The following is a 24,268-nucleotide window of genomic DNA, read 5'->3' on the forward strand; positions in this document are numbered from 1 at the left end:
TCACCACTTCTCGGGGTTGATCAGGACGGCCAGGAGGTAGCCCGTCAGGCCCAGTCCGGCCAGGAACAGGACCACCCACATCACGGCCTCGGCGTTCACCGTCCACCTTCCGTCCGCCCGGCGTCGTCGCCGAGCACCCGGGCCAGGCGTTGCCCGACCCACATCACGAACCCCATGGAGACCATGAGGATTCCGATCACAGCCGCGTCGGCCATCACAGGTTCCTTTCATCTGCGCCCCGTCTGCGGGGCCTGAGACCAGTGAAGACCCTCGCCGGGGCTCCGCGGCAGGTGCTAACGGTTCCTTGATGCGGGCGGGGCGGATCTTGACGGATCCTTGACGCGGGGGTCCCCGGCCGGCACGGAGGGTGCGTCAAGGATTCGTCAAGATCCGCGGATTTGGCCGGATCCGGGCTCCGCCCGGTGCTACGTTTGCGGGTGATCGCAATGCGGTGCGCCGCGGCGTGCCGCGAGGAAAGGCACCCCATGACCACCCTGAGCAGGCCCCCGGCCGACCCCTCGGCACCCCGGCCGGCCCGCAGCACAGCACTCCGGAAGTGGCTCCTGGTGGGGCTGCAGGACAGCAAGGGCGCCCACCAGGGTCCGCACGGCGTGCGGGCCGCGGAGGAAAAGAAGCACACCTGGTGGCAGGTGATGTGCCTGACCGGCGTCGACTACTTCTCCACCCTGGGCTACCAGCCGGCCATCGCGGCGCTCGCCGCCGGCGTCATCTCGCCGCTGGCCACCCTGGTCCTGGTGGCCATCACCCTGTTCGGCGCGCTCCCGGTCTACCGCCGGGTGGCCGGCGAGAGCCACCGCGGCGAGGGATCGATCGCCATGCTGGAGCGGCTGATGCCGCGCTGGGGCGGCAAGCTCTTCGTGCTGGTGCTGCTCGGCTTCGCCGCGACGGACTTCATGATCACCATGACCCTCTCCGCCGCGGACGCCACCGCCCACCTGGTGGAGAACCCCATCAGCCCGGGCTGGATGCAGGGCCAGAACGTCGCCATCACCCTGTTTCTCTTGGCCCTGCTGGCCGCCGTCTTCCTCCGCGGCTTCAAGGAGGCGATCGGCGTCGCCGTCGCGATTGTCGGGGTCTACCTGGCCCTGAACGTCGTCGTCGTCGGCGTCTCACTCTGGGAGGTGCTGACGCACCCGCTGGCCGTCGGCAACTGGTGGGCGGCGATCGCCACATCGCATGGGAATCCGCTGCTGGCCGTCGGTTTCGCGCTGCTGGTCTTCCCCAAGCTGGCCCTGGGCCTCTCCGGCTTCGAGACCGGCGTCGCGGTGATGCCGCAGATCCAGGGCCACCCGGACGACACCGAGGAGAACCCGGCCGGCCGGATCCAGGGCGCCCGGAAGCTGCTGACCACGGCGGCCCTGATCATGAGCACGTTCCTGATTATCAGCAGCTTCACCACCGTGGTGCTGATCCCGGAAAACGAGTTCCAGCCCGGCGGACAGGCCAACGGCCGCGCCCTGGCGTTCCTCGCCCACGAACAGCTCGGCATCGGCTTCGGCACCGTCTACGACATCTCCACCATTGCCATCCTCTGGTTCGCCGGGGCGTCCGCGATGGCCGGGCTGCTGAACCTGGTGCCCCGCTACCTGCCCCGCTACGGCATGGCCCCCGGTTGGGCCCGTGCGGTGCGTCCGCTGGTGCTCGTCTTCACCCTGGTGGGCTTCCTGATCACCTGGATTTTCGACGCCGACGTCGATGCGCAGGGCGGCGCGTACGCCACCGGCGTGCTGGTGCTGATGACCTCCGCGGCGATCGCCGTCACCCTGTCCGCCCGCCGGAAGCGGCAGCGCAAGCGCACGGTGGGCTTCGGCGTGATCGCCGTGGTCTTCGTGTACACCACGGTGGCGAACGTCGTCGAACGCCCCGAGGGCATCCGGATCGCGTCGATCTTCATCCTCGGGATCATCGTCATCTCGCTGCTGTCCCGGGCTCGGCGGTCGTTCGAACTGCACGCCACCCACGTCCACCTGGACCGGCAGGCGCTGGAGTTCCTGTCCGCCGAACTGGACGGCCCGCTGAGCATCGTGGCGCACGAACCGCTGCGGCTCAGCCCTGAGGCGTACAGGGAGAAGCTGGAATCCGCGATCGAGGTCAGCCACCTGCCGCTGGATTACCAGGCCGTGTTCCTCGAGGTGGTGGTGGACGACTCCTCGGACTTCGAAACCGAACTCGAGGTCAAGGGCATCACCCGCCACGGGTACCGGATCCTGGAGGTGCACGGGCCGGTGGTGCCGAACACGATCGCCTCGGTGTTGCTGCACATCCGCGACGTGACCGGGCTGATGCCGCACATCTACTTCCGCTGGACCGAGGGCAACCCGGTGACCAACCTGCTCCGCTTCCTGGCGTTCGGCGAGGGCGAGATCGCCCCGGTGACCCGTGAGGTGCTGCGGGAGGCCGAGCCGGACGTGACCCGGCGGCCTTGGGTGCACGTGGGCTGATCCGCCGGGTTTGCGGGGCCGGGTGCCTGGCGCCTCCCGGCCGGGGTGTTAGCGCTGCACGTCGGTGGCGCCGGCGACGATGTCCTTGGCGAGCACGGCAACCTTTCGGTTCGTCTCCGAGCTCAACTTGCTCATCAGCTCGAACGCGTCCTCGGCGCTGACGCCGGTGCGGCCCATCAGGATGCCCTTGGCCTGTTCGATGACGGCCCGGGTGCGGGACGCTGCGGCGACCGATTCGTTGGCGAGCCGATGCCGGTCCGTGTGGATCGACTGGGTCAGATCCACCACCACACCCCAGACACCGACGGGGACGTTCCCGTCCATAATGTAATCCGCGGAGTACAGCAGCTTGTGCTGCCGGTTCTTCTTGTCCCGGATCGAGAGGTAGAGGGAGGACGGACCGCCGCGCGAGGCCACCCGTTCCCAGTACGCCAGCACACGGGGCCGATCTTCGGGCTCGATGTGGGGCATCACCATCTCCATCGAGGGGACCACCTCGCCCCGCTCGTAGCCGTAGATCCGGTAGAGGCCGTCGGACCAGCGGAAGATCCCGTCGGCGAAGTAGTGCTCCACCAATCCGGTGGGGCAGTCCAGGAATCCATCCTGGGCGTCCCCGCCCGAAAGGGGTCCGCGATGGTTGTGGTTCACAGACATGGGCGGGGCCGATCGACGTGCTGCGCCCGGCGTCACCGCGCCAGGGCCTGAAAAGACAAGAATATCCGTCCGCCACGCTCAGTGGAAAGCATGGAGTGCCTAAGCCGGATCCCCGGATCTGTTACCCGGCGGCGGAGTCCCGGGGGAGTTCGAGCAGGAGGGTGTCCGAGCCGCCGTTGCGGCCCACCTTGCGGAATCCCACCCGCTCGTGGAGGCCGAGCTTAGGCGGGTGCGGTACCGTCCGTCCGATCCAAACGGCCGGACGGCAAAACAAAGCCCCTCCGGGAGACCCGAAGGGGCTTGTGTTTTCTAGGAGAAGCAGTCCGGCTGGCCGGGCTTTCCCGAAAGCTTAGAGCGGGCGAATGTTCTCGGCCTGCGGGCCCTTGGGGCCCTGGGTGACGTCGAACTCGACCTTCTGGTTCTCGTCCAGCGAGCGGTAGCCGCTGGTGGCGATTGCCGAGTAGTGGGCGAAAACGTCAGCGGACCCGTCATCCGGGGCAATGAAGCCAAAACCCTTTTCGGCGTTGAACCATTTAACTGTGCCAGTAGCCATGCTTTATCCTTCTGAAATGCTGATCTCCGGCGGCCACGCAAGGCCAACGGCTGCGGAGACATTCGTCCGCTGTCCCCAACGTACGGGGCGCGGGGCCAGGGTGCAAGAGCCACGCGGGGCAGTTCTGCCCGGCCCGAGGCTATAGTCTGCCCACCATGGCAACCATCACGGTGGTGATCCCCACCCGCAACGACGCCGGGCCGCTGGCCGTGTGCCTCGCCGCCCTCTCCCGCCAGAGCCGCCGTCCGGACGCAGTAATCGTGGTGGACAACGGCAGCACTGACGGGACCGACGCCGTCTGCGCCGCCGCCGGGGTGCACCGGATCCCCGCCGATGTCGCGGGTATCGCGGCCGCCACGGCCCTCGGTTTTGACGCCGCGGACACGGACATCATCGCCCGCCTGGATACCGACTCAATCCCGCCGGCTAACTGGCTGGAGCGGGTCGAAACCCTCCTCGCCGGGGCCGCCCCGCCCGCCGCCGTCAGCGGCCCGGGCGACTTCTACGGCGGCACGGCGCTGGCCCGGTGGGCGGGCCGGAGCATCTGGATCGCCGGGTACCACCGCGTGGTGGGGCTGCTCCTGGGACACCCGCCGCTCTTCGGCTCCAACTTCGCGATGCATTCGGCGGCGTGGGCGCTGATCCGGGACACGGTGCACCGCGGCCTGCCGGCCGTGCATGACGATCTCGACATCTCCTACCAGCTCCCGCCCCAGGTAGCCGTGATCTGGGAGCCGACCCTGCGGGTGGGGGTTTCCGCCCGGCCGTTCGAGAGCGCCGGGGCGGTGGGGCGGCGTCTGGCGATGGCGTGGACGACGTTCGCCGTCGAATTCGCGGCGGACCCGCCGCTGGCCCGACGACGGCGGCGGCGCGACTACCGGCGGGGGCTCACCCGGCCGAACTGAAGAGGGCGATCAGGTCCCGGCTCATCTGGTGCGGGGAGGTCTCGCTGGGGCTGTGGCCGCCGCGATAGACGGCGATCTTCGCGCCGATCGCCTGGGCGAACCGGCGGTGCAGGGCCAGCGGCCAGAGATCGTGCTCCCCGACGGCCACCAGCTTGGGCAGCGTGGCCGCCGCCAGGACCGGCCGGAGGTCCGGGGCGTGCTGCATCAGGCCGAAGATATCCCGGACCGACTGCCGCCGGGTGAGCCGGAACCGGGAGCGGACAAAGCGGATCCGGTTCGGGGCCACCTTGACCACGTTGCTGCGGATGCCCCAGATCATCAGTGCCGCGCCCACCCGGGGGCTGGCCAGCCCGCTGAACCGGCCGATCCGCTGCACCCCGCGGAAGCTGTTCCCCGGTTCCGGCGGGCAACTGAGCAGCGTCAGCGTGCGGAACAGCTCCGGCCGCCGCTCGAAGGCCAGCTGCGCGACAATCGCGGCAAAGGAATACCCGACCACGTGGGCCGGCCCCCCGCCGGACTCCAGCAGGGCGAGCAAGTCGTCGGTGAAGAGGGCGTAGTCGTAGTGTTTGCGCGGCGGTACGAGGTTTTCCGGGCCGGCCCCGGCGGACTCGTACTGGCCCGCGATGTCACAGCTGAGCGCGTAATAGCCGGCCTCGGCAAGCTGGGGAAGCATCAGGGCAAAGTCTTCCTTGGACCCGGTGGCGCCCGGGATCAGCAGTACTCGTGGAGCGTCAGGGTTGCCCATGGCAAGGGTGGCCAGGGTTCCACTTGGCGCCTCGAAGACCCCGCGGACGGCGCCGGGCGGCGGGACGGACCAGTCGACGTCGGGCTGCGCGGCGTCCAGGCGGGCGGCCTCGTCGACTAGCCCGGAGCCAAAGACTCCTGGGTCCGGTTCGGGAACGCCGGGGTTCCGGCGGCCGGTTCTCGCCATGGGTCAACGATAGCCCCCAGCCCGGCCCGGCCGGCTGAACCGCTGCTAGGTTCCGGCCACCCGCGCCACGAAGGCGTGCAGCCGGCGGTAGACCTCCTGGGACTCGGGGAAGCGGGCGTCCTGCTGCCAGGTGTGCTCGGCGTTGGCGGCCTCCCAGCCGTAGACCAGCGCATCCGCCGGGACCCGGTGCTGCCGAAGCCGGTCGAGGAAGTTCAGGTTGGCGGTGTAGAAAAAGTCGCGCTCCGAGGTGGTCACGAACACGGGCGGGTGCCGCGAATCCAGCCATTCGATGGGGGACAGGTGGCGGGCCGCCCGCCGCAGCGACTCTGCGCCCGGGCCGGCGCTGCGGGGGAGCAGCATCCTCACGAACGCAAGGCTGAGGACGAAGCCGCGCTCGAAGAACACGGAGAAGTCCACCACGCTGCAGTGCTGCACGAGCCCCCGCAGGCTCGCGGCGGGCGCCGCGGGTTCCAGCCCGTAGTGCTCCGCCAGGTCGGTGTGGAACGTCGACGCCGTCAGCAGCGCGGCGATCTGGCCGCCGGCGGAGTCCCCGCCCAGCACAATCCGGTCCGGGTCCCCGCCGTACCCGGAAATGGTGGCCCGCACCCAGGCCAGCGCGGCGTTGGCATCCTGCAGGACGTGGCCCATGTGGAAGCGCGGGGCGTGGCGGTAGTTCACGTTGACCACCACCATGCCGGCGGCGGCCTGGCTGGCGCAGTATTTCGTCAGCGCCGCCTTGTCCCCGGAGGTCCAGCCGCCGCCGTGGAAGTAGGCGTAGACGGGTAGCCCGGAGTCTGTGGATCCGGTGGTTTCGGCCGTTCCGGCGGGGGTGATCACGTCCAGCCGGTGCGCTCGGATGCCGTCACCGGCGAAGTCGATGTCGTGGAAGTAGTCGACGCCGGTCACCGGGTCCGCATTGAACCGGGCCTTCTCGGCGGGGCCGACGATCCTCATCAGGGCGCGCCACGCCCAGACCGGTACACGGCGCAGGACACGCCGGGCGCGCCGGGCGAGGCCGAACGCTCCGTGGCCCGACCGGGGCCGGGAGGCAGCCGCCGAAGTCATCCCTCCATTCTACTGGCACGCCCGTGCTAGAACCGCCGGGTGCCCGGCCCCGTCGCCCCGAAGACGGCCGCCCCGCCGACTGCGGCCGCAGCCTCAGTTCGGCACTACCCGGACGGTGCCCGCGGCGCCGTCGACCGTCACCAGCTGCCCGGTCCGCAGCCGGGTGGTGGCGTCCGGGACGCCCACCACCGCGGGAATGCCGTACTCGCGCGCCACCACCGCCCCGTGGGAGATCACCCCGCCCATCTCCATCACCAGCGCCCCGGCGGTGAGGAACAGCGGCGTCCAGCCCGGGTCCGTCGACGGCGCCACCAGGATTTCCCCGGGTTCCAGCCGTGCCCCCACCGGGTCCAGGACCACCCGGACCGTTCCCGTGGCGGAGCCGGCGGACGCGGGGGTGCCGGCCAAGGCGCCCGACGGCGGCGCCGCGGCCAGGGCGGCCGCCTCCACGTCCGTGCCGTCGGAAAGCAGCAGGCGGGGGATGTGGCGGCGCCTGAGTTCGACGTCGTACAGGCGGCGGCGGGCGGCCACTGTCTCCTGCAGCCGGGCCCCGCGCAAGCCGGTCCGCAGCTCGCCGAAGTCCAGGAAGAACACGTCCCCCGCGGCGGCCACGGCGCCGCGGCGCACCAGGTCCTCGCCCACCAGCAGCAGCTGGCGGTGCACCTCGGCCAGGATCCGGACGATGTGGAACTTGGGCAGTTCGCGCAGGCCGGCCAATTCCCGGACCTCGCGAAGGGCCAGCCCCAGCAGCCGGGCCCGCCAGCGCCCGTGGGCGGCGGCGCGGTCCACCAGGCTCCGGATCCGTTCCTCCGCGTGCGCGGCCGCCAGGCCGAACTGCCGGTCCGGCGCCTGGTCCGGATCGTCCAGGCGCAGGTAGTTCGAGATCACGCCGAGGATGTGGTCGGGCTCCTCGGCCCAGCGCGGCATGCCGAGGTCGATCTCGGCCACGGCGCGGTGTCCGTAGCGGGCCAGGAAATCCCGGACGGCGGACTGGGCCGTGTCCGGCAGCGTGCCGGCGCGGTACCTGGCGGCGAGGGTGGCCGGCCCGGTGGCCAGGAAGGCGTCCCGGGACTCGGGATCGTCCCGGAGTGTGACGGCCAGCCGCCAGAGTTCCAGGTCCATCTCGGTGGTCACGTTGTGCGGCAACCCGCGCAGCACCGCCTCGAGCTCCCGCGGCGGGGCGATTCCGCGCAGCAGCCGGCGGGCTGCGGCCAGCATCAAGTAGCCGGCGGAGAACCCGGGCAGGGTGGCCTTGAGCAGCCCCCCAGTGGTGCGCAGTCCCAGGTTTTCCGCGAAGTGCAGGCGCTCCTCTGCCGTCGCCGGGCCCGGCAGCTGCACCACGGCGTCGAGCCGGCGGGCGTAGGCGTCGGTGCGGCGCAGCTCGCCCCGGGGATCCAGGATGGCGCGGGCCAGCCGGGGGAGTTGGTCCGCCAGCATGCCCAGGCTGGTGCCGACCCGGGCGGGGCGTTCTGCCGGAGTTGGTCCCTCTCCCGGGGCCGGGATCTCTGCCGGGGCGGACCGGTCCATGCGGGGATGGTCGGCGCGACCGCGTCCGGGCAGGAGGCGCCGGGCAACGCGGCCCACGTCAGTACCCGCGGAAGGGCCCTCCCCGGGGGCGAATCGCGGGTCGGCGAGCAGGCCGGGGACGAGCGCCGCGGACCGGCTGTCGGCCAGCGGCAGCACCCGGGTCAGGTAGCGGCGCCCCCACCGGCTCCGGGTCAGGGGCGTCAGGTCCACGAACATCCGCAGGCCGGGATTCACGTAGCGCCAGAGTCCCTGCTGGTTCCGGAGCAGTTCCAGCGCGGTCAGGCCCATCGGGGTGATGGGCCGGGTCAGGCCCTGGAGCAGCGTCCCGCAGAGGTAGACCCGGGTTTGTCCCTCCGGCGGAACCGGCAGCGGCTCGCCGGTCATCGGGTCCTCCAGCGGGTACAGCGTGGTGATCGGCCGGGATTGCGTCAGCCAGGTCCTGCCGGCGGCGTCGACCACCCATTCCACGTCCTGGGGCGAACCGAAAAGCCTCTGGACGGACGCGCCCAGCCGGGTCAGCTCGGCGAGCCCGGCGTCGTCCAGGCTCCAGCCCCGGTCCGGGTCGTCGTCGCCTGCCACCCGGTGCAGCACCTCCGCCGTCGCCGTCTGCACGGTGAACTGGTCCGGGTTCACGGCGCCGGAAACCACCGCCTGGCCGGCGCCCGGGCTGGCGTTGACGAGCATTTCGGTGCGGGTCCCGGTGACCGGGTTCGCTGTGAACAGGACTCCCGCCGTGGCCGCCTCCACCATGTCCTGGACGACGACGGCGAGCCCCACCCCGGTATGGCTGATGCCGTTCGCGGTGCGGTAGGCGACGGCGCGGTCGGTCCAGAGGGAGGCCCAGCAGCGGCGGACCGCGTCCAGCACCGCGTCCGCGCCGACGATTCCGGTAAACGAGTCCTGCTGGCCGGCGAAGCTGGCGAAGGGAAGGTCCTCGGCGGTGGCGGAGGACCGCACCGCCACGGGCGTGTCCGGCCCAAGGTCCGCGTAGGCGGCGCGTACCGCGGACTCGACGGCGGGCGGGATCGGGGCGGCGCCGACCAGGTCCCGGGCCCGAGCCGCCTGCGCCGCCGCCTCCATCCGGGTGTCGGGCCCGGCCCCGGTGTCAGGAGCGGACTGGGAGAGTCCGGCCCGCGGGATTCCGGCGTCGAGCGCGGCCGACAGGTCGGCCAGCTCCGGCGGGGCAGCCAGGCGGTAGGCGTCCGTGGTGAGGCAGAAACCGCGGGGCACCGGCAGTCCCGCGGCCACCATCCGCCCCAGGTTCAGGGCCTTGCCGCCCACCAGTGACAGCGGTGCGGTGGCCGCCTCCACCAGGTCCAGGGCGTGCCCCCCGGGTGCGTGCGGCTCCGGGGCAGGTCCGGGCGCGGACGGTGAGGCCATGACGGCTCCTGGATACGGGAGGGCGATGCGGGCGGGTGCGGGCGGGCTGCCCGTGGGCACACGCTAGCCCCGGCGGTTCCGGTGCGGCAAGGGCCGGTCGGCCCCCGCCGCGGATCGGGATGTTACGGGGTGAGGAGCACCTTGATGGCGCGGCGTTCGTCCATGGCGCGGTAGGCCTCCGGTGCCTCCTCCAGTGGCATGACGGCGTCGAACACCCGGCCCGGATTGATGCTGCCGTTGAGCACGTCGGCCAGCAGTTCCGGGATGTAGGTGCGCGCGGGGGCCATGCCGCCGCCGATGGTGATGTTGGTGTCGAACAGGTAGCGGACCGGGATTTCGGCGCCCCCGGTGGGGACGCCGACGAAGCCCATGGCGCCGCCGGGACGGACGCTGCGCAGCGCCTGGTCCATCGATTCCTTGGTGCCGACGCATTCGAGCACGGAGTCCGCCAGGACGCCGCCCAGGAGTTCGCGCACCTTGGCGATGCCCTCGTCCCCGCGCTCGGCCACGATGTCCGTGGCGCCGAATTCGCGGGCGATCGCCTGCCGGTCAGCGTGCCGGGACATTGCGATGATGCGCTCGGCACCCAGCCGTTTGGCGGCCAGCACGCCGCAGAGGCCGACGGCGCCGTCGCCCACCACCACGACGGTCCGGCCGGGGCCGGCCTGCGCCGCGAGGGCGGCGTGGTGGCCGGTGGCCATGACGTCGGAGAGGGTGAGCAGGCTGGCGCGGAGGGCGTCGTCGGGTTCGGTGATGCCGGGGACCTTGACCAGCGTGGAGGAGGCCAGCGGGACGCGGACGGCCTGGCCCTGACCGCCGTCGACCGGGTGGCCGGCGTCGTCGGTGCCGCCCCAGCCGGCCAGCCGGTCGCAGGCGACGGTCACTCCGTTGCGGCACTGCGGGCACTCGCCGCAGCTGATCACGAACGGCGCAATGACCAGGTCGCCCACGGCGAGGCCGGTGACCTCGTCGCCCAGGCTCTCGATGGTGCCGATGAACTCGTGGCCGATCGCGGAGGGCTTGTGGGTGGGCTTCACGCCACGGTAGGGCCAGAGGTCGGAGCCGCAGACGCAGGCTGCCGTGACCTTGACGACGGCGTCGGTGGGCTGCTGGACGGTGGGGTAGTCGCGGTCTTCGACCCGGATATCGCCCGGACCGTGGATGATGGTGGCGCGCATGGGATTCCTTGCTCTGGGTGTGATGGGGATGGACCGATTTTAGTCCCGGCCAGCGGTCCGTGGTCCGTCGAGGAGACGCCCGATCCGGGTCCGGACGTCCAGCTCCGCGGCGGATTCGTGGTTGAACAGGATCCGGTAGATCACCGGGGCGACGACGGCGTCAACGATCTCGCGGGCGTCCGGCGCCGTCTCCCCGCGCGCCCGGGCCAGCCTGCGCAGCTCCTCGACGTGGCCCTGCATCAGGGCGAAGTAGTCCCGGGTCACCGCACCGTCGGCCAGCATGTCCAACAGCACCTGCCGGCCCAGTTCGGAGGAGAACTCCTCCACGTACGGGATGAACCAGGCCTCCATGTCGCCGCGGAGCGAACCGGTGTCCTCCACCTGCTCGGGGAGCATCTGGTTGGAGGCGACGGCGGCGAGCAGCCGGGGGAGGTCCCCCCAGCGGCGGTAGATGGTGGAGGAGTTCACGCCGGCCCGGTCCGCCACCAGCGGGACCGACAGCGCGGTCCGGTCGCCCTCGTTCTCCGCCAGCAGGGAGCGCACGGCCTGGTGCACGGCCTGCTGGACGCGGGCGCTCCGGCCGCCGGGGCGGGGGGTCGCTGTCGTCATCATCACACCAGCCTAAGGCAAATTATCCGCTTTAGCGGGTATAGCCTCTTAATGCACAGATTGTGCGTTTGGTTGTTTCGAGTAGGCAGGATCAGTTGTGAAGAACACCGGTACCGCGTTCTGGCTTCACGCGGCGCTCTTGACGGTTTTCATCGGCGCCTCGTCGGCGCCGTCGCCGTTGTACGAGTTTTACGCCCGCGAGTGGGGCCTCGGCTCCGCGGCGGTCACGGTGATCTTCGCCGTCTACGCCGTGGCCGTGCTGCTGACCCTGCTGGTGGTCGGCTCGCTGGCCAACCACCTCGGCACCCGGCCGGTGCTCCTGGGAGCGGTGGCGCTGCAGATCGGCGCGATGATGACCTTCGCCTTCGCTCCGGGGCCGGAGGTGCTGCTGGCCGCCCGGGCACTCCAGGGCGTGGCGACCGGCGCCGCGATGGGTGCCGCGGGCGCCGCGCTGCTGGCGTTCGAAGGCCCGAAGCGCCGCGGCCGCGGGTCCCTGGTCAACAGCGCCGCCTCGCCGATCGGGCTCTCCATCGGCGCGCTCGGGTCCGCCTCCGTCGTCAGGTTCCTCCCCGAGCCGACCAAGACCGTCTACTTCTTCCTCGCCGCGCTCCTGTTGGTCCTCGGTGTGGCGCTACTCCGGCTGCCGAGCGCCGGGCAGGTGGCCCCGGGCTGGCTGCGGTCCCTGATGCCCGAGGCCCGGATCCCCGGCTCCGCCCGGAAAACCATGGCCGCCACCATGCCGGTGGCCGCGGCCACCTGGGCCCTGGCCGGGTTCTACCTCTCGCTGGGCCCGGCCTTGGCGCACGCCATTACCCGGGACAACTCGGTGCTGGTGGGCGGCCTCGCCCTGTTTGCCCTCTTCGTTCCCGGCGCCCTGGCCATCCTGGTGGTCCGCCGCCGCTCGGACCGGACCACGCTGCTGACAGGCGTCGTCTCCCTGATCACCGGCATCTCCCTGACCGTGCTGGCCGTCCAGCTCGGATCCGCGCCGCTGTACTTCGCGGGCACCGTCGTGGCCGGCGTCGGCTTCGGCAGCGGGTACTTCGGCGCGATGCGGATGACCCTGCCGCTCTGCGGACCGCACGAGCGGGTGGGCATGCTCTCGAGCATCTACCTGATCTGCTATCTCGGCTTCAGCGTCCCCGCCGTGGCCGCCGGGCTGCTGGTGGCCGTGGCCGGCATGAAGGGAACCACGCTGATCTACGGTGCGGCCCTGGTGCTCGCCGCCATTCCGGCCCTGCTCCGCACCCTCCGGAAAAACCCCGCCCACCGTCCCACCCTCGCTGCCGGTTCCCCGGCAGCATCCTGAAAGGAAACGCCATGACCTTCACCCTCCCCGCCGACACCGCCGTCCGGCCCATCACCGTCATCGGCGGCGGCACCCTGGGCCGCCGCGTGGCCCTGATGCTGTCGCTGCGCGGCGCCGACGTGCGCATCTTCGACCTCAACCCGGCCGTGGGCCGGGCCGCCGTCGACTTCATCGAGGCCGAGCGCCCCGCCGTCGCGGCCGAGCACGGCGCCGCGCCGGCCGGCCGGATCACCTCCGGCGACGATCTCGCCGCAGCCCTGGACAACGCCTGGCTGGTGGTCGAGGCGGCGCCCGAAAAGCTCGAGCTCAAGCGCGGGATCTTCGCCGACCTGGACCGGCTGGCCCCGGCGGATGCCCTGCTGGCCAGCAACTCGTCGTCGTTCGCGTCCTCGGAGTTCATCGGCGGCGTGGCCAGCCCGGAGCGGGTCCTGAACATGCACTTCTACATGCCGCCTGCCGTCCGCTCGGTGGAACTGATGTCCTGCGGCCGGACCGACCCGGCCGTCCTGGACCTGCTGATGACCGAACTGCCCGCTTACGCGCTGGCGCCGCACCTGGTCCGGAAGGAAAGCACCGGCTTCATCTTCAACCGGGTCTGGGCCGCGATCAAGCGCGAGGCGCTGCTGGTGGTGGCCGAGGGCGTGGCCGAGCCGGAGGACGTGGATGCCCTGTTCGTGGACGTCTTCAAGGCGGACACGGCACCGTTCCGCTTCATGGACCAGGTGGGCCTGGATGTGGTGCTCGACATCGAGAACCATTACTGCGAGCTGGCCGGCATGGAGAACAAGTCCGCCCCGCTGCTGCAGGAATACATCGGCAAGGGCTGGCTCGGAATCAAGTCCGGGCGCGGCTTCTACAGCGACTACGCCTGAGCCGCCTGTTCGGTTGTGAACGGACAGGTCTGTCTGGTACCTTCGATGTCGTAACAGACAGACCTGTCTACTGAGAGAAGCACCCCCCTCCATGAGCACGCACCGCACCCTCGTCGTCGTCGCCCACCCCGACCTGGCCACATCCGGAATCAACGCGCAGCTGGCCGCGGCGATCAGGGACATCGACGGCGTGACCGTCCGGGAGATCGCCTCCGTTTATCCGGACCGGCGCGTCGACGCCGCCGCGGAGCAGGAACGCCTGCGCCGGCACGACACCATCGTCCTGCAGTTCCCCTGGCACTGGTACTCCGTCCCCGGAGTCCTGAAGGAGTGGATGGACCAGGTCCTCACCTACGGCTTCGCCTACGGTGCCGGCGGGGACGCCCTGCACGGCAAGCGCCTGCAGCTGGTCATCTCCACCGGCGGCCCCGAGGCTGCGTACACGCCGACGGGGCACAACCGCTTCACCATGGCGGAGTTGCTTCGTCCGCTGGAGGCCACCGCACATCTTTGCGGGCTGGAGATGGCCGAACCGCTGGTCCTGCACGGGGCGCCGCGGGCGACCCGGGAGGACGTGGCGGACCATGCCGCCCGCTACCGGGAGCTCCTCTCCGCCGTCCCTGCCGCCGCCAACTGACCTAAGGGGCTGGCGGGGGGACTGCACGGGGATGGCCGTCACGGCTCCGGCCGGAGACCTATAAATGGGGTGGGGCACCGCAACGTTGCGATAGGTTGACGATCCGGGTGATCGTCCGGTGCCCCACCACCAGCCTGTGGGGTTCCCGCCTCAATGGTTGGCGGGGGCATCGGGGTTCGCGCACCAGATCTGGGTGCCGTCGGACTTGAACAGCATGGTGCGCTCGCCCGTGGACTGGTAGCGGACCCAGAGGATCTTCCCGTCCGGGGTGGCGAGCTCCACGGTGGCGGGGACCGGCACACCGCCGGGCCGGAGCACCATCACGGGTGCCCCGGCCGGCAGGCCCAGCCAATTGGTGGCCCAGACCAGTTCGGCGGGCGCCGGCTTAGACGGCTTCAAGCACGCTGACATAGTTCGCAATGCCGACGCCGCCCATGTTCTGTACCGCTGCCCGGCGCGGCGCCGCCAGCTGCATGTCCCCGGCCGTGCCGGTGAGCTGCATCGCCGCGATGACGTGCTGGGACACGCCGGTGGCGCCGACCGGGTGGCCCTTGGCCTTGAGGCCGCCGGAGACGTTGACCGGGAACTTGCCGTCCTTGAAGACCCAGCCCTCCTCGATCGCCCGGGCGCCCTGGCCCGGCTCGGTCAGGCCCATCACTTCGTACATCAGCAGCTCGGCGATGGTGAAGCAGTCGTGCACCTCGGCGAAGTCCAGGTCCTCCAACCCGACGCCGGCCATGCCGAGGGCCCGCTGCCAGGAGGCGCGGGTCGCGGCGAACGCCGTCGGGTCCCGGCGCTCGGCGGGGAAGAAGTCGTTCGCCTGCCCGAAGCCGGCAAGCCGGACCGGGGCGGTGGCCCCGCCGGTGGGGGCGACGGAGAGCACGACGGCGGCGGCGCCGTCGGAGACGGGGGAGCAGTCGGTGCGGCGCAGCGGATCGGCGACCATCGGGTTCTTATCCGACACGGTCCGGCAGAACTCCTCACCGAGGTCCTTGCGGAGCTGGGCGTAGGGGTTATCGACGCCGTTGCGGTGGTTCTTCGCCGCGATGGTGCCCAGGGCGTCGGAAACAGCGCCATAGCGCTTCTCGTAGTGCTTGGCGACCTCGGCGAAGAGCCCGGTGAAGCCGGTGGTGGAGGGCTTGCCGGCCATGTCGTAGTCGGCGCCCAGCAGGGCGGCGCCCACGACGTCGGCCCCGGCGTGCGTCATCTTCTCGGCACCGATCACCAGGACGGTCTTGGCGGTGCCGGCCAGCAGCGACTTGGTGCCCTGCTGGAAGGCGGCCGAACCGGAGGCGCAGGCGTTTTCCACCCGGGTGGAGGGCACATTGGCGAGCTGCTCGGAGACCTGCAGAGCCAGCGAGGACGGGAACGCCAGCGGCATCATGCCGGAGTTGAACTGGCCCAGGTAGACCTCGTCGATCTGGCCCGGCTCGATCCCGGCGTTGCCGATCGCCTCGGTGGCGACCTGCACGATCAGGGACTCCAGGGTCTCCTCGGTCAGCTTGCCGAAGCGGCTGTGGCCCCACCCGGTGAGCAGGACGTCCTTGCCGAACTGGTCCTTCAGGCTCATGCCCGGGCCTCCTCAAGCGCGTCAGTGGTCTCTTCCAGGGCGGGATCGACGTCGAACTCCGCCTCGGTCTTCCCGCGGATCTCCTCGACCGTGACGCCGGGGGCGAGGCGCGTGAGCGTGAGCCGGCGGCTACCGGTGTCTTCGTTCTTTACCAGGTCGAAGACGGCCAAGTCGCTGATGATGCGGTCCACGCAGCTCAGGCCGGTCAGCGGCAGCGTGCATTCCTTGACGATTTTGGCGGTGCCGTCCTTGGCGTTGTGTTCGGTGAGGACGACGACGCGCGGGGTGCCGGCCACCAGGTCCATGGCGCCGCCCATGCCCTTGACCATCTTGCCGGGGATGGTCCAGTTGGCCAGGTCGCCGGCACCGGAAACCTGCATGGCGCCGAGGATGGCGACCTTGACGTGGCCGCCGCGGATCATGCCGAAGGAGGTGGCGGAGTCGAAGATGCTGCCGCCGGGCAGGACCGTGACGGTCTGCTTGCCGGCATTGATCAGGTCCGCGTCCTCGTCACCTTCGTAGGGGAACGGGCCCATGCCGAGCAGGCCGTTCTCGCTCTGCAGCACCACCCGCACGCCCTCGCGCAGGTTGTTGGCCACGAGGGTGGGGATGCCGATGCCGAGGTTGACGTAGTCGCCGTCGTTGAGTTCTTCGGCCGCGATGGCGGCCATGTCGTTGCGGGTCCAAGCCATGGTGAGTCTCCTGGAAAAGTGTCGGTGGGGCGGATCAGACCGCGGCGGGGGCGGCTTCGGCGCGGGGCCGGACGGTGCGCTGTTCGATGTCCTTGACCCGGTCGGTGGCCTGGACCAGCCGCTGGACGAAGACGCCGGGGGTGACGATGTGGTTCGGGTCCAGCTGGCCGGGTTCGACGATCACCTCGGCCTCGGCGATGGTCACGGCGCCGGCGGTGGCGACGACGGGGTTGAAGTTCTGCGCGGTGTAGCGGTAGATCAGGTTGCCGTCGGTGTCCGCGGTGTGCGCGTGGACCAGGGCGACGTCGGCCTTGATGGCGCGCTCCTGGACGTACGTTTCGCCGTCGAACTCCGCGAGCGGCTTGCCTTCGGCCACCAGGGTGCCGACGCCGGTCTTGGTGTAGAAGGCGGGGATGCCTGCGCCGCCGGCGCGCATCCGCTCCGCGAGCGTGCCCTGCGGGGTGAATTCGACCTCCAGCTTGCCGGCCAGGTACTGCTCGGCGAAGAGCTTGTTTTCGCCCACGTAGGAGGCAATGACCTTGCGGACCTGGCCGGCCTCGATCAGCAGGCCCAGGCCCTTGCCGTCCACGCCCATGTTGTTCGAGACGACAGTGAGGTCCTTGACACCGGAGTCCCGCACGGCCTCGATCAGGTCCGCCGGGATGCCGCTGAGGCCGAAGCCGCCGACGGCGAGCGTCATGCCGTCCCGCAGGACATCCTGCAGGGCGGCGGCTGCGCTGGTTCTGAGCTTGGACATGGCATCTCCTCGTTGAGCGTTCGAGCTGTTGGCGGCCGGCGGGGCCGAAGCCGCCATCCACTTTGTGGACTGGTGACCTGATGAAGGAGCTTAGAGTGTGGCGTGGAACACTGTCAACGCGGGAAATTCCCGGAATTCCGTGGACTTCTACAGTGTGGACGGTAGGCTATGAGCTGTCCATATTGTGGATGATTAGGATGCTTTTGAGCGGTTGGAGGGTTCAGATGAGTGCTGTTCCGGTGCAGGGCGCGCAGGTGGTCAGCCGGGTGGCGGCGCTGCTGCGGATCGTCGGGCGGAAGCCGGAGGGGTCCGGGCTGGCCGAGCTGGTCCGCGAGTCCGGGCTGACCCGGCCCACCGTGCACCGGCTGCTGAGCTCGCTCGCCGCGGAGGGGTTGCTGGATCAGGATCCGGTCAGCGGTCACTGGGTGCTGGGCCCGGAGATCCTGCTGCTTGGGTCCGTGGCCTCGGCCCGGTTCCCGCTGGAGGACATCGCCCGGCCCAGCCTGCGCCGGCTGGCCGAGGAGACGGGGGAGAGCGCCTTCTTCTCTATCCGCCGCGGCGCCGAGACCGTCTGCCTGCTCCGGGAGGAGGGCAGTTTCCCGGTGCGGTCCTTCGTCCTGCACGAGGGGGTCCGCTTCCCCCTGGGGGTGGCCTCCGCCGGGACGGCCATCATGGCGTTCCTGCCGCACGAGGAGCAGGAGGAGATCCTGTCGGACTGGGAGGCCCACGCGGGCAGCTTCGCCGCCGGGCACACGGAGGAACGGGTCCGGGCCAACCTGGAGCTGACCCGGTCCACGGGCTACTCGGTCAATCCCGGGCTGGTCCTGGAGGGCAGCTGGGGGATGGGCGCGGCCGTGTTCGACCGGCGGGGCCGCCCGGCCTGGGCACTGTCCCTGACCGGCATCGAACCGCGCTTCCGCGGCGAGCGGGGCGAGCAGCTGGGCCGCCTGCTGCTGGACGAGGCCCACCGGATCTCGCTGCAGCTACAGGGAGCCTAGGAGGCTATTACTTCCACCAGGTGTCGAAGATGGAGACGGGCACGGTCCGCTTGTGCCGGGTCTGCAGGTAGCGCTTCTCGATCGCCTCGGCTGCCGCCTCGGGGACGTCCCGGCCCTCGAGGTAGTCGTCGATCGTGTCGTAGCTCAGGCCCAGCTCGTCCTCGTCGGTGCGGCCGGGCGTGTTGTCGAGCAGGTCCGCCGTCGGCACCTTCTCCCAGATCCGCGCCGGGGCGCCGAGTTCGGCCAGCAGGGCCCGGTTCTGGCGCTTGTTCAGGCCGAACAGCGGGAGGATGTCCGCGCCGCCGTCGCCGAACTTGGTGAAGAAACCGGTGACGGATTCGGCGCCGTGGTCCGTGCCGATCACCAGGTAGTTGCGCTCGCCGGCCAGGGCGTACTGGGCTGTCATGCGGGTGCGGGCCTTGGTGTTGCCCTTGTGGAAGTCGGAGATGCCGTCGCCGGTGGTCTTCTCGAACTCGTCCTCGAAGCCGTCGACGGCGGCCGAGATGTTGAAGGTCCACTCGGTCTTGGCCCGGATGAAGTCGAGTGCGGCCTGGGCGTCTTCCTCGTCGTGCTGGACGCCGTAGGGCAGCCGCACCGCCACGAAGTCGGCCTCCGTGCCTTCGTCCTCGAGCTCCTCGACCGCCAGCTGCGCCAGCCGGCCGGCCAGCGAGGAATCGAGTCCGCCGGAGATGCCCAGGACGAAGCCCTTGGTGTGGCTGGCCTTGAGGTATTCCTTCAGGAACGTGACGCGTTTGCGCACCTCCCCGGCCGGATCGATCCGGGGCTGCACGCCCATTTCCTCGATGATCTTCGCCTGGAGTTCACGCATGTCCCTCAGCCTAGTCAGCGGCGTCCCCCGGGCTCAACTGTTGCCGCCTACTTGAGCTCCCGGCGCGGTCTCCGCGGAGCTTCCGGACCGGTGCGCCGCGGACCCGGGGTGCGCCGGTCCGTTTCCGCCGCGGCGGTCCGGAACCGGCGCGGAAATGCGCCCGTTAAGGCCCTGCCGCCAGGGTCCGGACCGGCGTAGCGTATGGCCATGGAGTCCACGGGATGTGTGGTGGCGGGCGGCGGTCCGGCCGGCCTAATGCTGGGCCTGTTGCTGGCGCGGGCCGGCGTGCGCGTGACGGTGGTGGAAAAACACGCAGACTTCCTCCGCGACTTCCGCGGCGACACCGTCCACCCCTCCACGGTCCGGCTGATCGACGAACTGGGACTCGGCGAGGAGTTCCGCCGGCTGCCACAGAGCAAGCTGCGGAGCGTGGTCCTGCCGGTACCGGGCGGGCCGCCGGTGACCCTGGGCGACTTCGGACTGCTGAAGCCCCCCTATGACTACATCGCCATGATGCCGCAGTGGGATTTCCTTAACTTCCTGGCGGCCGCCGCGGCCGAGGAACCGGGCTTCACGCTGCTGATGAGCCACTCCGCCACCGGCTTGATCCGCGACGGCGGCCGGGTCCGCGGCATCCGCCTGCGCCGCCCGGACGGTGTCGAGGAGGATTTGCGGGCGGACCTGGTGGTGGCGACCGACGGCCGGCATTCGGCACTCCGGGCCGCGGCCGGGCTCGCCCCCGTGGAGTTTCCCGTCCCGTTCGACACCTGGTGGTTCAGGCTCCCGCGCCACGCCGAGGAAGCCGGCGAGGTGGCAGGACTGATCCCGGCGCTCGGCCCCGGCGAGGCCCTGATCGCCCTCAACCGCACCGATTACTACCAGATCGCGTACCTGGCCCCCAAGGGAGCGGACGCGCGGATCCGGGCCGAGGGGGTGGAGGGCTTCCGACGGCGGATCGCGGCGCTGCGGCCCGACCTCGCCGACCGCGTGGATGCCATCGGTTCCCTCGACGACCTGCACTGGCTGGACGTCCGGCTGGACCGGCTGCGGTCCTGGCACCTGAACGGGCTCCTCTGCATCGGCGATGCGGCCCACGCGATGTCCCCGGCGGGCGGCGTCGGCATCAATCTCGCCATCCAGGACGCCGTCGCCGCCGCGAAACTGCTGGCCCCCGCCTTGCTGCGGGGAACCGTCAGTGCCGAGGACCTGGAGAAGGTGGAACGACGGCGCCGCCCGCCCACCGTGATCGTGCAGACCGCGCAACGCCTGATGCACCGGGCGATTTTTGGGCCGGTGATGGCCGGGAAACGGACCCGGATCCCGGGCATCGTGATCCTGCTGGCCCGCCGGCTCCCGGCCATCCGCGGCCTGATGCCACGGCTGATCGGCTTCGGACCGTTGCCCGAGCATGCCCCGGCGTTTGCGCGCCGCGCCGGGGCAAGCCCGCAGGCCCGGACCTAGCGCCTAGAGGGTCGGCAACAGCCCCTGCATCTCCTTGATCTCGGCCTCCTGGGCGGTGACGATGCTCTTCGCCAGTGCCACCGCGTCGGCGTTCTTCCCCTGGGCGATCTCGGTCTTGGCCATCGTGACGGCGCCCTGGTGGTGGGCGATCATCTGGGTTAGGAACAGCTTGGCCGCCTCGGTGCCCTGGGCGGCCTTCAAGCCGTTCAGGTCGTCGTCGCCCATCATGCCCTCCATGGTGTGGCCGGGCGCCATGGTGGCGGACTCGTTCCAACCCTTGAGCCAGCCGGTCATGGTGGCGATCTCCGGGCCCTGGGCGGCCTTGATCCTGGAGGCGAGGTCCTTGACCGGCGCGGGGATGCCGCTCTTGCCCAGCATCAGGTCGCTCATCTCCACGGCCTGCTGGTGGTGGGGGAGCATGCCTTGGGTAAACATCGTGTCCGCGGCGTTGTGGTCCGAGGCGGCTGGCGCGGTGCTGGCGGGTGCGCTGCCGGACATACTTCCGTGATCCATGCCGTTCATGGAATTCATCGGGGCGGAGCCTGTACTGGAGCCGGAAGCGCAGCCGGCGAGGGCAAGGGCGGCCGCGACGGCGGTGGCGGACAGGGCAAGGTACTTCTGGGCTTTCATCGGGGTCCTTCGGATCGTTTCGGGCGCTCGGGCGCCCGCGGAAGAGGTACGCGTCGTTGACGCGCCGGCCAGGCCCTATGGGTGGCCGGCGGGGCGGGCGCCGGGGGCTTCACGGCGCGCTCTCTTCTTTTACGTGCGACTGATGCAAAGGTCCCCGGGGGATGGGCTCCCGGGAAGATAGGACCAGCGCGGGGCCGCCACGAAGACGCCGGACGGCGGGGTGGCGACGGCGACACCGGTGCCCGGCGGCGGGGCCGCGAAAGACGCCGACGCCGCGGCAGGAGTGCAGGAGGGATCCATGGTGTGCATGCCGGTACCGCCGTGCGGGCCGGTGCAATGGTCGTCGGGTGCCGTCCCCGGCTGCTGCTGGCCACCGTGATTGTGGTCGGGCATTGCGGCGCTGTGGACCCCGGCGGAGGCCTCCGCCGGGGTGCCGTGCCCGTCCATCGGTGCGAGCGACATGACGTGCATTCCGAGGATGCCGGCCATCAGGGCCACGGACAGCAGGACCATCCGGGCACGGTGCAGGACGGCCATCATGCTGGCGGCCCGTCCGGTCACGGCGATCATCCCTCCTGGTGGAAGCTGCTGATCCAAGGCTACCTTTACCACCGGCGGCTATCTCGCCGGGGCCGGGCTCAGGGGACGGTGAGCTGGGTGTACATGCCGGCCTCGTAATGGCCGGGGAGGTTACAGGCCAGCTCATACCGGCCCGGCGGCAGAGTGAGGGTCACCCAGCCCGAGGTGCCGGGCAGGATTCCCTCACCGGAGCCTTCGGAGCAGCTGGCGGAGACCTCCCCGAGGCTGCCGCTTTCGTCGATTGTGCCGTCCGGCCCGACCGGACGGGTTCCGGGGACCTGGTTGTCGGGCAGGGGGAGGATCACCATCTCGTGGCTGATGCTCCCGGCGTTCGTCACCAGGAAGGAGACCGTGCCGTGGGTGACGGTGCCGCGGTCGGCCCGCAGCCGCATCGCCCCGCCCATCATGCCGTTCCGCGGGCGCATGACCGGTCCGCCCATGTTCGTCAACGTGACGTTGATCTGGGTTCCGGTCAGGGCCGGGACGGTACAGCCGGCCGCGGGCCGCCCGCCGGGGCCGTGCCCGGCCGGGGTGCCCAAGAGTCCGACGGCCAAAAGGCTCAGCACGGTCAAGAGGACGACGGCGGCGCCCGCCACAAGGTTCTGGCCCCGCCGGGAGAGCCCGCTCACTCCCGGCGCCTCAGGGCCGCCCGCCGCGCGGTGAGCTCCTGCTCGTCGATTTCCCCTCGGGCGAAGCGCTCGTTGAGGATCCGCTCGGCGTCATCGTGCGCGGGCTGTTCCGGGAAGCCGCGCTCCGGGAAGCCGTGGCCGGGGTGGTGGGGCCGCCGCAGGAGGAGCACCACCACCGTGATCACGCCGCCCCAGAAAATCAGCATCAGCAAGGCCATGACGATCCAGCCGCCGAGGCCCCACCCGTTTCCGTACCAACCATTCATCATGACAGTGCCTCTCTATCCCTACCCGTGGCTGCCGAGGTAGCCGACCAGTCCGTCCACCGTGGCGACGGCCGGGTAGTCGCGCTCGGGGATGTCCACCCCGGTGTCCGTGTCGATCACTTCCACCAGCCGGAGGAAGTCCAGCGAGTCCAGCTCCAGGTCCTGGCGCAGCCGTGCGCCGCCGTCGACGTCGTCCAGTTCGACGTCGGGCGCCACCTTCCGCAACGCCGCGCGGACCGCCTCCCGGGCGTCCTGTTCGTTCATGGCCTCTCCGTTCCAGCTCGTGGTCAAAGCTCTTCGGGCGTTTGCAGCAGTTCCCCTATCCGGGCCAGGTAGCGGCCGCCGCGAAGGCCGTCGCTGACCCGGTGGTCGGCCGAGAGGGTGGCGGTCACCGCGTGCCGCACGCCCAGCATCCCGTTCTCCGCCCACGGCTGTTCCTGCACCCGGCCCAGTCCCAGCAGCGCCACCTGCGGCGGGTAGATCACGCCGAAGACGCTGTCGACGCCGAGGTCGCCCAGGTTGGTAACGGTGAGCGTGGGGTCCGCCATTTCGGCCCGCTGCAGCCGCCCGGCCCGGGCCCTGCCCACCAGGTCGCGCAGCTGGGCCATCAGTTCGTCCAGGGTGAGGGTGTCCGCGTCGTGCAGGGCCGGCGCCACCAGGCCGCCCTGCCGCAGGGCAACCGCCACGCCCAGGTGAACCGCGGGGCTGCGCCGGAATTCGTCGTCGACATAGAAGCCGTTGACCTCCGGTACGTCCCGGGCGGCGAGCGCCGCGGCCTTGAGCAGCAAGGCTGAGGGGACCAGCCGGGCCGCCACGGGCCGTTGCGCGTTGACGTGTTGCATCCAGTCCATGGCCGCGCGCAGGTCCAGCGTGGCGCTGAGGTAGTAGTGCGGGATGGTCTGTTTGGAGCGTGACATCAGCGAGCCGATCGCCCGCCGGAGCGCCGCGGTCCGGTCCGTCGCCGGGGTTTCGGTGCCGGACTGTGCGGAGGCGGCCGGCTCCGGCACGGCTTGTAGCTGTCCGCCTTGTTCGGGAGCGGCGGGCGCCGCGGGCGGCTCCGGCGGGGGAGCAGCGGGCGGTGTCTGCCGCGCTTGGACGGCGCGTTGAATGTCTTGGGCGGTGATGGCGCCGTCCGGGCCGGTCCCGGCGAGCGTGGAAAGGTCGACGCCGAGCTCCGCGGCCAGGCGGCGGGCGCGTGGCGCCGCGCGAACCCGGCCGGACTCCTCCCGGTCAGGCTCCGCCCGGCCACGCCGCACCGGGCCGGCCGTAGCTCGGGCAGGGCCGGGTCTTGCCGCTGCGGCGTGTTCGACGTCGGCCCGGGTGATGGCGCCGTCCCGGCCGGTCCCGTGGATCCGGTCCGTGTCCACGCCGAGCCGGTGGGCCAGGTGCCGGACCGGCGGCGCGACCGGTGCCGGGGCCGGCGGCCTAGCGGCAGGTACCGGTTCCGTGGAAGAGCGGACCGGCGGCGTTGAGGGGGGTGGTATCACAGCGCCAGGCCGGGCCACGGACGCCGGGGGAGCCTCCGGCGTCGGCCCGGGGACCTCGGCCGGGGTCTGGGTGATCCGGGCCACGGGTGTTCCCACCGGCACGGTCTGGTTCAGCCCCACCAGCAGCTCCGACACCACCCCCTCCTGGAAGGACTCGATGTCCATGACGGTCTTGTCCGTGTCCACCACGGCCACCAGGTCGCCGCGGCGGACGTAGTCCCCGGGCTTGACCAGCCATTCGACGATCTTCCCGTGGTCCATGTCCGCCCCCAGGGAAGGCATCAGGAA

Annotated in this window: 26 protein-coding genes; 7 read left to right on the top strand and 19 right to left on the bottom strand. The window is 70.9% G+C overall.

Translation table 11 applies throughout. The features are described from left to right. Positions 1–99, bottom strand: a complete 99-nt coding sequence (locus AB0305_RS05030) for a potassium-transporting ATPase subunit F (protein WP_290256816.1) — start codon at positions 97–99, stop codon at positions 1–3. Positions 100–485: 386 nt separating this feature from the next. Here AB0305_RS05030 and AB0305_RS05035 point away from each other — a divergent pair, with 386 nt between their 5' ends. Next, complete coding sequence (locus tag AB0305_RS05035; protein WP_290256815.1) at positions 486–2,462, top strand: amino acid transporter; 1,977 nt, start codon at positions 486–488, stop codon at positions 2,460–2,462. A 48-nt stretch (positions 2,463–2,510) separates the two neighbouring features. Here the strand turns inward: AB0305_RS05035 and AB0305_RS05040 are convergent, their stop codons facing one another. Then, positions 2,511–3,116, bottom strand: coding sequence for a PAS and ANTAR domain-containing protein (locus tag AB0305_RS05040; protein ID WP_364136292.1), 606 nt, complete (start codon positions 3,114–3,116; stop codon positions 2,511–2,513). Between the two features lie 349 nt (positions 3,117–3,465). Continuing rightward, positions 3,466–3,669: a cold-shock protein gene (locus AB0305_RS05045; RefSeq protein ID WP_009357211.1), complete on the bottom strand. Its 204-nt coding sequence runs from the start codon at positions 3,667–3,669 to the stop codon at positions 3,466–3,468. A 155-nt stretch (positions 3,670–3,824) separates the two neighbouring features. Between AB0305_RS05045 and AB0305_RS05050 the strand changes: the two genes are divergently transcribed. Next, positions 3,825–4,574, top strand: coding sequence for a glycosyltransferase (locus tag AB0305_RS05050; RefSeq protein WP_364136294.1), 750 nt, complete (start codon positions 3,825–3,827; stop codon positions 4,572–4,574). Here the strand turns inward: AB0305_RS05050 and AB0305_RS05055 are convergent. The 5 genes from AB0305_RS05055 to AB0305_RS05075 form a co-directional block, all read right to left on the bottom strand. Continuing rightward, a complete protein-coding gene (locus AB0305_RS05055; RefSeq protein WP_364136296.1) occupies positions 4,558–5,505 on the bottom strand; it encodes an alpha/beta hydrolase in 948 nt (315 codons plus the stop codon). The two genes, AB0305_RS05050 and AB0305_RS05055, sit on opposite strands and share 17 nt — an antisense overlap. A 45-nt stretch (positions 5,506–5,550) precedes the next feature. After that, on the bottom strand, positions 5,551–6,570 hold the full coding sequence (locus tag AB0305_RS05060) for an alpha/beta hydrolase (protein ID WP_364136298.1): 1,020 nt from the start codon (positions 6,568–6,570) through the stop codon (positions 5,551–5,553). Positions 6,571–6,663: 93 nt separating this feature from the next. Then, the gene (locus AB0305_RS05065; protein WP_364136300.1) at positions 6,664–9,477 is read right to left on the bottom strand and encodes a PEP/pyruvate-binding domain-containing protein; all 2,814 of its coding nucleotides are present in this window, start codon (positions 9,475–9,477) and stop codon (positions 6,664–6,666) included. Positions 9,478–9,599: 122 nt separating this feature from the next. Beyond that, a complete protein-coding gene (locus AB0305_RS05070; protein WP_364136302.1) occupies positions 9,600–10,655 on the bottom strand; it encodes a zinc-dependent alcohol dehydrogenase family protein in 1,056 nt (351 codons plus the stop codon). Between the two features lie 39 nt (positions 10,656–10,694). Continuing rightward, positions 10,695–11,267 (bottom strand): TetR-like C-terminal domain-containing protein, encoded by a 573-nt coding sequence (locus AB0305_RS05075; protein ID WP_364136304.1) that lies wholly within the window; start codon positions 11,265–11,267, stop codon positions 10,695–10,697. A 94-nt stretch (positions 11,268–11,361) separates the two neighbouring features. Here AB0305_RS05075 and AB0305_RS05080 point away from each other — a divergent pair, with 94 nt between their 5' ends. The 3 genes from AB0305_RS05080 to AB0305_RS05090 all read left to right on the top strand — a co-directional run bounded on the left by AB0305_RS05080 (position 11,362) and on the right by AB0305_RS05090 (position 14,082). Beyond that, the gene (locus tag AB0305_RS05080) at positions 11,362–12,573 is read left to right on the top strand and encodes an MFS transporter (protein ID WP_364136306.1); all 1,212 of its coding nucleotides are present in this window, start codon (positions 11,362–11,364) and stop codon (positions 12,571–12,573) included. A gap of 11 nt (positions 12,574–12,584) precedes the next feature. Beyond that, entirely contained in the window at positions 12,585–13,445 is an 861-nt protein-coding gene (locus AB0305_RS05085; RefSeq protein ID WP_364136308.1) for a 3-hydroxyacyl-CoA dehydrogenase family protein, read from the top strand. Positions 13,446–13,536: 91 nt separating this feature from the next. Then, positions 13,537–14,082, top strand: coding sequence for an NAD(P)H-dependent oxidoreductase (locus tag AB0305_RS05090; RefSeq protein ID WP_364136310.1), 546 nt, complete (start codon positions 13,537–13,539; stop codon positions 14,080–14,082). A 150-nt stretch (positions 14,083–14,232) separates the two neighbouring features. Here the strand turns inward: AB0305_RS05090 and AB0305_RS05095 are convergent, their stop codons facing one another. From AB0305_RS05095 to AB0305_RS05110, 4 genes are read right to left on the bottom strand one after another with little or no spacing between them, the layout of a single operon-like run. Beyond that, the gene (locus AB0305_RS05095; protein ID WP_364136312.1) at positions 14,233–14,481 is read right to left on the bottom strand and encodes a hypothetical protein; all 249 of its coding nucleotides are present in this window, start codon (positions 14,479–14,481) and stop codon (positions 14,233–14,235) included. Beyond that, positions 14,468–15,652, bottom strand: a complete 1,185-nt coding sequence (locus AB0305_RS05100) for an acetyl-CoA acetyltransferase (protein ID WP_364136314.1) — start codon at positions 15,650–15,652, stop codon at positions 14,468–14,470. Before AB0305_RS05100 ends, AB0305_RS05095 begins: the two co-directional genes overlap by 14 nt. Further along, on the bottom strand, positions 15,649–16,344 hold the full coding sequence (locus tag AB0305_RS05105) for a CoA transferase subunit B (protein WP_364136316.1): 696 nt from the start codon (positions 16,342–16,344) through the stop codon (positions 15,649–15,651). The genes AB0305_RS05100 and AB0305_RS05105 overlap by 4 nt, the downstream gene beginning before the upstream one ends. Before the next feature lie 34 nt (positions 16,345–16,378). After that, complete coding sequence (locus AB0305_RS05110; protein WP_290256799.1) at positions 16,379–17,101, bottom strand: CoA transferase subunit A; 723 nt, start codon at positions 17,099–17,101, stop codon at positions 16,379–16,381. Positions 17,102–17,325: 224 nt separating this feature from the next. Here AB0305_RS05110 and AB0305_RS05115 point away from each other — a divergent pair, with 224 nt between their 5' ends. Then, positions 17,326–18,099 carry an IclR family transcriptional regulator gene (locus AB0305_RS05115; protein ID WP_364136318.1) on the top strand — a complete coding sequence of 258 codons (774 nt, stop codon included), beginning with the start codon at positions 17,326–17,328 and terminating at the stop codon, positions 18,097–18,099. Positions 18,100–18,106: 7 nt separating this feature from the next. Here AB0305_RS05115 and nadE read toward each other — a convergent pair whose 3' ends face one another. Then, complete coding sequence (nadE, locus tag AB0305_RS05120; RefSeq protein ID WP_364136320.1) at positions 18,107–18,928, bottom strand: ammonia-dependent NAD(+) synthetase; 822 nt, start codon at positions 18,926–18,928, stop codon at positions 18,107–18,109. Positions 18,929–19,135: 207 nt separating this feature from the next. On the opposite strand from nadE, the gene AB0305_RS05125 reads away from it, so the two are divergent. Next, positions 19,136–20,389, top strand: a complete 1,254-nt coding sequence (locus AB0305_RS05125; protein ID WP_364136322.1) for an FAD-dependent oxidoreductase — start codon at positions 19,136–19,138, stop codon at positions 20,387–20,389. 3 nt (positions 20,390–20,392) lie between these two features. Here the strand turns inward: AB0305_RS05125 and AB0305_RS05130 are convergent, their stop codons facing one another. From AB0305_RS05130 to AB0305_RS05155, 6 genes are all read right to left on the bottom strand, one after another. Further along, entirely contained in the window at positions 20,393–21,019 is a 627-nt protein-coding gene (locus AB0305_RS05130; RefSeq protein WP_364136324.1) for a DUF305 domain-containing protein, read from the bottom strand. Between the two features lie 129 nt (positions 21,020–21,148). Then, complete coding sequence (locus AB0305_RS05135; RefSeq protein WP_364136326.1) at positions 21,149–21,589, bottom strand: DUF6153 family protein; 441 nt, start codon at positions 21,587–21,589, stop codon at positions 21,149–21,151. Positions 21,590–21,657: 68 nt separating this feature from the next. After that, positions 21,658–22,227 carry a sulfocyanin-like copper-binding protein gene (locus AB0305_RS05140; RefSeq protein ID WP_364136328.1) on the bottom strand — a complete coding sequence of 190 codons (570 nt, stop codon included), beginning with the start codon at positions 22,225–22,227 and terminating at the stop codon, positions 21,658–21,660. Then, positions 22,224–22,496 carry an SHOCT domain-containing protein gene (locus AB0305_RS05145; RefSeq protein ID WP_290256792.1) on the bottom strand — a complete coding sequence of 91 codons (273 nt, stop codon included), beginning with the start codon at positions 22,494–22,496 and terminating at the stop codon, positions 22,224–22,226. Before AB0305_RS05145 ends, AB0305_RS05140 begins: the two co-directional genes overlap by 4 nt. An 18-nt stretch (positions 22,497–22,514) precedes the next feature. After that, positions 22,515–22,757, bottom strand: a complete 243-nt coding sequence (locus AB0305_RS05150) for a phosphopantetheine-binding protein (protein ID WP_364136330.1) — start codon at positions 22,755–22,757, stop codon at positions 22,515–22,517. A 23-nt stretch (positions 22,758–22,780) separates the two neighbouring features. After that, positions 22,781–24,262, bottom strand: coding sequence for a 2-oxo acid dehydrogenase subunit E2 (locus tag AB0305_RS05155; RefSeq protein WP_364136332.1), 1,482 nt, complete (start codon positions 24,260–24,262; stop codon positions 22,781–22,783). Positions 24,263–24,268 lie beyond the last annotated feature (6 nt).

This window comes from Arthrobacter sp. NPDC080086, assembly GCF_040702285.1.